General features: G+C 69.5%; 7 protein-coding genes and 1 pseudogene. 6 read left to right on the top strand and 2 right to left on the bottom strand.

The features are described from left to right. Both HV783_RS29060 and ubiE read right to left on the bottom strand, forming a co-directional pair. Positions 1–227, bottom strand: a pseudogene (locus HV783_RS29060) (Tim44 domain-containing protein); the annotation flags it as partial. 180 nt (positions 228–407) lie between these two features. Continuing rightward, positions 408–1184 carry a bifunctional demethylmenaquinone methyltransferase/2-methoxy-6-polyprenyl-1,4-benzoquinol methylase UbiE gene (gene ubiE, locus HV783_RS29055; protein WP_175190332.1) on the bottom strand — a complete coding sequence of 259 codons (777 nt, stop codon included), beginning with the start codon at positions 1182–1184 and terminating at the stop codon, positions 408–410. A 161-nt stretch (positions 1185–1345) separates the two neighbouring features. Here ubiE and phoB point away from each other — a divergent pair, with 161 nt between their 5' ends. The 6 genes from phoB to HV783_RS29025 all read left to right on the top strand — a co-directional run. Further along, complete coding sequence (gene phoB, locus HV783_RS29050) at positions 1346–2044, top strand: phosphate regulon transcriptional regulator PhoB (protein WP_006386862.1); 699 nt, start codon at positions 1346–1348, stop codon at positions 2042–2044. 12 nt (positions 2045–2056) lie between these two features. Beyond that, positions 2057–3364: a phosphate regulon sensor histidine kinase PhoR gene (gene phoR, locus HV783_RS29045; protein WP_054503329.1), complete on the top strand. Its 1308-nt coding sequence runs from the start codon at positions 2057–2059 to the stop codon at positions 3362–3364. Positions 3365–3437: 73 nt separating this feature from the next. After that, complete coding sequence (locus tag HV783_RS29040; RefSeq protein WP_175190331.1) at positions 3438–4124, top strand: heavy metal response regulator transcription factor; 687 nt, start codon at positions 3438–3440, stop codon at positions 4122–4124. Beyond that, positions 4121–5521: a heavy metal sensor histidine kinase gene (locus HV783_RS29035; protein ID WP_175190330.1), complete on the top strand. Its 1401-nt coding sequence runs from the start codon at positions 4121–4123 to the stop codon at positions 5519–5521. The genes HV783_RS29040 and HV783_RS29035 overlap by 4 nt, the downstream gene beginning before the upstream one ends. A gap of 74 nt (positions 5522–5595) precedes the next feature. After that, the gene (locus tag HV783_RS29030) at positions 5596–6090 is read left to right on the top strand and encodes a cupredoxin domain-containing protein (protein ID WP_049070935.1); all 495 of its coding nucleotides are present in this window, start codon (positions 5596–5598) and stop codon (positions 6088–6090) included. 18 nt (positions 6091–6108) lie between these two features. Next, a partial coding sequence (locus HV783_RS29025) for a twin-arginine translocation signal domain-containing protein (RefSeq protein WP_159070546.1) occupies positions 6109–6207 on the top strand: 99 nt, incomplete at its 3' end.

Here is a 6207-nt window from a genome sequence, read left to right as displayed (position 1 = left end):
GTGGCGGCGCCGGCGGCCGGCGCCGCGGTGGCGCCCGCGGTGTTGCTGGCGGCGGTCGGCGGCGTGGTCGCCTGGCGCTGCTGGGTCACATTGGAGGATTGGCGGCCGACGCTGCTGCCGCCGCCGGCGCGGCGGGCTTCGGCGTCAAACGACGCCGTCACCAGCGCAGCGCCGGAGATGGCGATGAGCGCCGCGGCGACAAACCGCGAGAAACAGAATTTGGTCATGGATTTGCTCCCTCGTACCCGCGCTTCCCGCTGCCCCGAGCAGCGGAAAGCCGCACGGATCGTGCGGCCGTTCAGCGCGACTTTCTTACAATAATCTGAATGACGTAAGAATAACGGACAAGCCGTCGCCCCACAAGTTCCCCCCGGGGCAAAGAAAAGCCGTATCGGACCCAGGGCAGGTCAGCCCAGGCGCACGCCCTCATGCAGGGCGGCGATGCCGGCCGTCAGGTTGAAGTACTCCACCCGCTCCAGGCCGGCGGTGCGCAGCATGTTCGCCAGGGTTTCCTGGTCGGGGTGCATGCGGATCGATTCCGCCAGGTAGCGGTAGCTGGCCTCGTCCTTGGCCACGGTCTTGCCCAGCCAGGGCAGCACGTTGAAGGAGTACCAGTCGTAGGCCGGCGCCAGCGGCTTGGCGATGCGGGAGAATTCCAGCACCAGCAGCTTGCCGCCCGGCTTGAGCACGCGGGTCATCTCGGCCAGCGCGCGGTCCTTGTGGGTCATGTTGCGCAGGCCGAAAGCCACGCTGACGCGGTCGAAATACCCCGTCGGGAACGGCAGGCGCTCGGCGTCACAGACGGCCGTGGGCACCAGTAGGCCGGCGTCGGCCAGGCGGTCGCGGCCGACCCGCAGCATGGAATCGTTGATGTCGGTCAGCCAGACCTCGCCGGTGGGGCCGGCGCGCTTGGCGAAAGCCTTGGCCAGGTCGCCGGTGCCGCCGGCGATGTCCAGCACCTTCATGCCGGGGCGGATGGCGGCGCGGCCGATGGTGAAGGCCTTCCAGACGCGGTGCAGGCCGGCCGACATGAAATCGTTCATGATGTCGTAGCGCTGCGCCACCGAATGGAAGACTTCGGCGACTTTGCGGGCTTTTTCGCTTTCCGGCACCGATTGGAAGCCGAAATGCGTCGATTGGGACGCGGAATCCGCGGAATGTTGCGATTCGGAGGGGTTTTGCATGGTGAATTCCCGATATATCGTCCAATGGTAGCCTATCGGGGCCCGCCGGATGCCGCCCGCGGGCGGCGCAAGGCACCGTGCGGTCACATACCTGAAATATTGCGGCCATACTATCGCAATGTTCGCGCCGCGCCGGCGCTCCGAAGCGTGCCCTATTCGCCATGTCCAGCACCATCCTCGTCGTCGAAGACGAACCCGCAATCCAGGAACTGATCGCCGTCAACCTGTCCTTCGCCGGCCATAAAGTGCTGCGCGCCTTCGACGCCGACCAGGCCCAGACGCTGATCCGCGCCGAACTGCCCGACCTGATCCTGCTGGACTGGATGCTGCCCGGCACCTCCGGCCTGGCCATGGCGCGCAAGCTGCGCAACGACGAGCGCACCCGCGCCGTGCCGGTCATCATGCTGACCGCCAAGGGTTCCGAGCAGGACAAGGTCGACGGCCTCGAAGCCGGCGCCGACGACTACATCACCAAGCCCTTCTCGCCCAAGGAGCTGATGGCCCGCATCAAGGCCGTGCTGCGCCGCCGCGCGCCGCAACTGACCGACGACGTGATCGACGTCGGCGGCCTCAAGCTGGACCCCGTCACGCACCGCCTGTCGGGCAACAGCCAGTCGCTGCAGATCGGCCCCACCGAATTCCGCCTGCTGCACTTCTTCATGACCCACCCGGAACGCGTGTTCTCGCGCTCGCAACTGCTGGACCAGGTCTGGGGCGATCATGTCTTCGTCGAGGAACGCACCGTCGACGTGCATATCCGCCGGCTGCGCAAGGCGCTGGAGCCCAGCGGCCACGACGCCCATGTGGAAACGGTGCGCGGCAGCGGCTACCGGTTTACGGCACAGGTCCCGGCGCGGTAAAACTCCCGCACGATGATCTGGCTGCGCACCCTTATCCTGGTCGCCCTGTGGGCGGCGATCGCGCTATTGGCGCAATGGCTCATTGGAGATCCGGCCGGTTGGGTGCTGTTCAGCGCCGCGCTGGCCACCATGCTGCTGTGGCGAAGTTGGCGCCTGCACCTGGTGTCGCACTGGGCCAGGCATCCCGACACCTCGCCGCCCGCCTCGGTCGGCCCCTGGGACGATATCCTCGCCCCCCTCTACCGCTACACCCGGGCCCGCGCCCGCGAGCTGGCCGAGACACGCGACACCATGCAGGGCATGCTGGCGGCCGCCCAGGCCCTGCCCGACGGCGCGGTCACGCTCAATGAAGACTTCCAGATCGACTGGTGCAACCGCATGGCGCGCCAGCACCTGGGCCTGCGCCTGCCGGCCGACCGCGGCCACAACCTGCTGAACCTGCTGCGCGCGCCGGAATTCGTCGAGTACGCCCACCGTTCCTCGTGGCCCGACCCGATCCTGGTGCGCCTGGGCCAGAACGGCCAGGAACGGCTGATGATGATGCAACTGACGGCCTACGCCAGCAACCAGCGCCTGCTCATCACCCGCGACGTCACCCAGATCGAGCGCCTGGAAACCACGCGCCGCGACTTCGTCGCCAACGTCTCGCACGAACTGCGCACGCCGCTGACGGTGCTGGCCGGCTTCCTGGAAACGCTGCGCGACATGCCCGCCGACGCCCTGCCGCCCGAGCAGCGCGCGCAGTACCTGGATATGATGCACGAGCAGGCCCAGCGCATGCAGGCCATCGTCGAGGATCTGCTGACGCTGTCGACGCTGGAATCGTCGCCGGGCAGCGACCCGCGCGCGGTCAACATGGGCGCGCTGCTGCAGAAGGCGCGCCAGCAGATCGAGGCCCTGTCCGGCGGGCGCCATGTCATCGAATGGCACATCGACGAAACGCTCGACGTGCTGGGCGCCGAGACCGAGCTGACCTCGGCGCTGTCGAACCTGTTGACCAACGCCGTGCGCTACACGCCCGACGGCGGCACCATCACCGTGCGCTGGGAACGCGAGGCCGATGGCAGCGGCCGCTACAGCGTGCAGGACACCGGCATCGGCATTCCCGCCCGCCATATCCCGCGCCTGACCGAACGCTTTTACCGCGTCGACCGCGGCCGCTCGCGCGCCGTCGGCGGCACCGGGCTGGGGCTGGCGATCACCAAGCACATCGCCATGCGCCACGACGCCGAACTGCTCATCACCAGCGAACCCGGCAAGGGCAGCGTGTTCGCGCTGCGCTTCCCGCCCGACCGCATCGCCGTCGATCCGTCCGCCTGAACGCTACACGCGCAACGCGCGCAGCGGGCAGGATCCGCGCCGCAATCGCGGCGCGGATGGTAAATTTCCCGCCATGCGCATCCTGGTCATCGAAGACGAACCCAAGCTGGCCGATTACCTCAAGAAAGGGTTGTCGGAGCAAAGCCACGTCGTCGACCTGGCGCGCGACGGCGTCAACGGCCTGCACCTGGCGCTGGAAGGCGCCCACGACCTGATCGTGCTGGACGTGATGCTGCCCGGCGTGGACGGCTTCGGCATCCTGGCCGCGGTGCGCGCCACCAAGGACACCCCGATCCTGATGCTGACCGCGCGCGACGCCGTCGAGGACCGCGTGCGCGGACTCGAAGGCGGCGCCGACGACTACCTGGTCAAGCCTTTCGCCTTCTCCGAGCTGCTGGCGCGCGTGCAGGCCCTGCTGCGGCGCGGCCGTTCGCAGGAGCCCACCGTGTTACGCCTGGCCGACCTGGAACTGGACCTGGCGCGCCGCAAGGCCGCGCGCGGCGGCCGCCGCCTGGACCTGACCGCCAAGGAATTCAACCTGCTGGCCCTGCTGCTGCGGCGCCAGGGCCAGGTGCTGTCGCGCACCACGCTGGCCGAACAGGTCTGGGACATGAACTTCGACAGCGACACCAACGTCATCGACGTGGCCGTGCGGCGCCTGCGCAGCAAGCTGGACGACCCGTTCGAGGCCAAGCTGCTGCACACCGTGCGCGGCATGGGCTACGTGCTCGAATCGCGGCCGGAGCCGGCGCGCGAATGAAAGCTCCGCGCGTGCGCTCGATGCAGGCGCGCCTGACCCTGCTGCTGGGCGCCATCGCCCTGCTGGTCTCCAGCCTGGCCGGCGCCACCCTGTTCTGGGCCCTCAAGCGCGAGGTCGAACGCCAGGAGATCACCGAGGTCAGCGGCAAGCTGGAGCTCATCAACCACCTGATTGACATGCAGAACAACGCGCGCGGCCTGCACGACCTGGCCGCCACGTTCGACGACATGCGCACCGGCCAGAGCCAGCTAGGCATCTGGATCGTCGATGCGCAAGGCCATCCGGTCTACGGCGGCGATGCGCCCGAGACGCTGCAGACGCTGCCCGGCCGGCAGGTGCTGCTGCAACTGGCCGACGGCAGCCGCATGCGCGGCCTGCGCGTCGCGGTCGACGACCGCATCCTGCCGGGCGCGCACCTGACGGTGGCGGTCAGCACCCGCACCAGCTCGCAATTCCTGTACGCCTACGGCACGGCGCTGGCGTTGATCTGCGCGCTGTGGGTGGGCGCCACGGTGGTCCTGGCGGCCTGGGCCGTGCGCCGCAGCATGGCGCCCACCCGGCGGCTGTCGGAACAGGCCGCCCGCATCCAGCCCGACAACCTGGCCGTGCGCCTGCCGCTACGCGACACCGACCGCGAGCTGCACGAGCTGGTGCTGTCGTTCAACCGCACGCTGGAGCGCCTGCAGGCCGCCTACCAGCAGATGGAAGGCTTCAACGCCGACGTCGCGCACGAGCTGCGCACGCCGCTGGCCACGCTGATCAACGGCACCCAGGTGACCCTGTCCAGCGGCCGCGACGCGGCCGAGTTGCGCGATGCGCTGGAATCCAACCTGGAGACGCTGGAAGACCTGAAAACGCTGGTCAACGACATGCTGTTCCTGGCGCGCGCCGACCGTGGCGAACGCGCCGCCGACCTGGCGCCGGTATCACTGGCCGCCGAAGCCCGGCGCGTCGCCGACTTCTACGAGGCGGCGCTGGAAGACAGGGGCGTCACGTTGCGTTGCGACGGCGACGCCGTCGTCGCCGCCAATCCGGGGCTGGTGCGCCGCGCGCTGGCCAACCTGATCTCCAACGCCATCAAGGCCACGCCGCGCGGCGGCGAGATCGTGCTGGCCTGCCAGCCGCGGCCGGCCGGCGCGCGGGTCGAGGTGCGCAACCCCGGCGTGCCGATCCCCGAGGCCGACCTGCCGCGCATCTTCGACCGCTTCTTCCGCTCGGGCCAGGCGCGCGCGCCGCGCAGCGAGGGTCACGGGCTGGGCCTGGCGATCGTGCGCGCCATCGCCCGCATGCACGGCGGCGAGGTCGACGCGGCCTCCGGCCCCGGCGGCACCGTAGTCGGCATCACCCTGCGCGGGTCGGACCCGAACACCGCCGGCGGCCACATTACAAAGAAGTAATCTTCGCGACAGAACCGGGTCACCCCGGTTTTCCTAAAGTGCCCCTCATGGTCAACCCCCATCAAGGGAACAGCATGAACGGCACTTTGCTCCGCATCACCCAGATCACGGCCCTGGCCGCCCTGCTCGGCACCGGCACCGCCTTCGCGGCCGGCGCCCATGGCGAACACGCCGGCCACGCCATGCCGGCGGCCTCCGCCCCCATCGGCACGCCCGGCGACGCCGCCCGCGTCACCCGCAGCATCGACATCGACATGACCGACGCCATGCGCTTCACGCCGGCGCAGGTGCAGGTCAAGGCCGGCGAGACCGTGCGCTTCAACGTGCGCAACTCGGGCCGCATCCGCCATGAAATGGTGCTGGGCAGCGACGCCGACCTGCAGGCCCACTACGCCATGATGATGAAGGACCCCGGCATGCGCCACGAAGAGGCCAACGCCGTGTCGCTGGACGGCGGCAAGAGCGGCCAGATCGTCTGGAAGTTCGACCGCGCCGGCACCGTGTCCTTCGGCTGCCTGGAGCCCGGCCACTACGCCGCCGGCATGAAGGGCGCGGTGTCGGTGCAATAACGCCGCCGCGGATCCCTCATGAAAACCTTCCCTATTCCCACCCGCCGCCGCTTCGTGCAGGGGCTGGCCGCCGGCGGCGCGCTGGCGGCGCTGGGCGGCTGGCGCGCCGCCAGCGCG

Origin of the sequence: Achromobacter dolens (assembly GCF_902859745.1) — a bacterium.
GTDB classification, from domain to species: domain Bacteria; phylum Pseudomonadota; class Gammaproteobacteria; order Burkholderiales; family Burkholderiaceae_B; genus Achromobacter; species Achromobacter dolens.
This window is presented reverse-complemented; position numbering and strand designations above follow the sequence as displayed.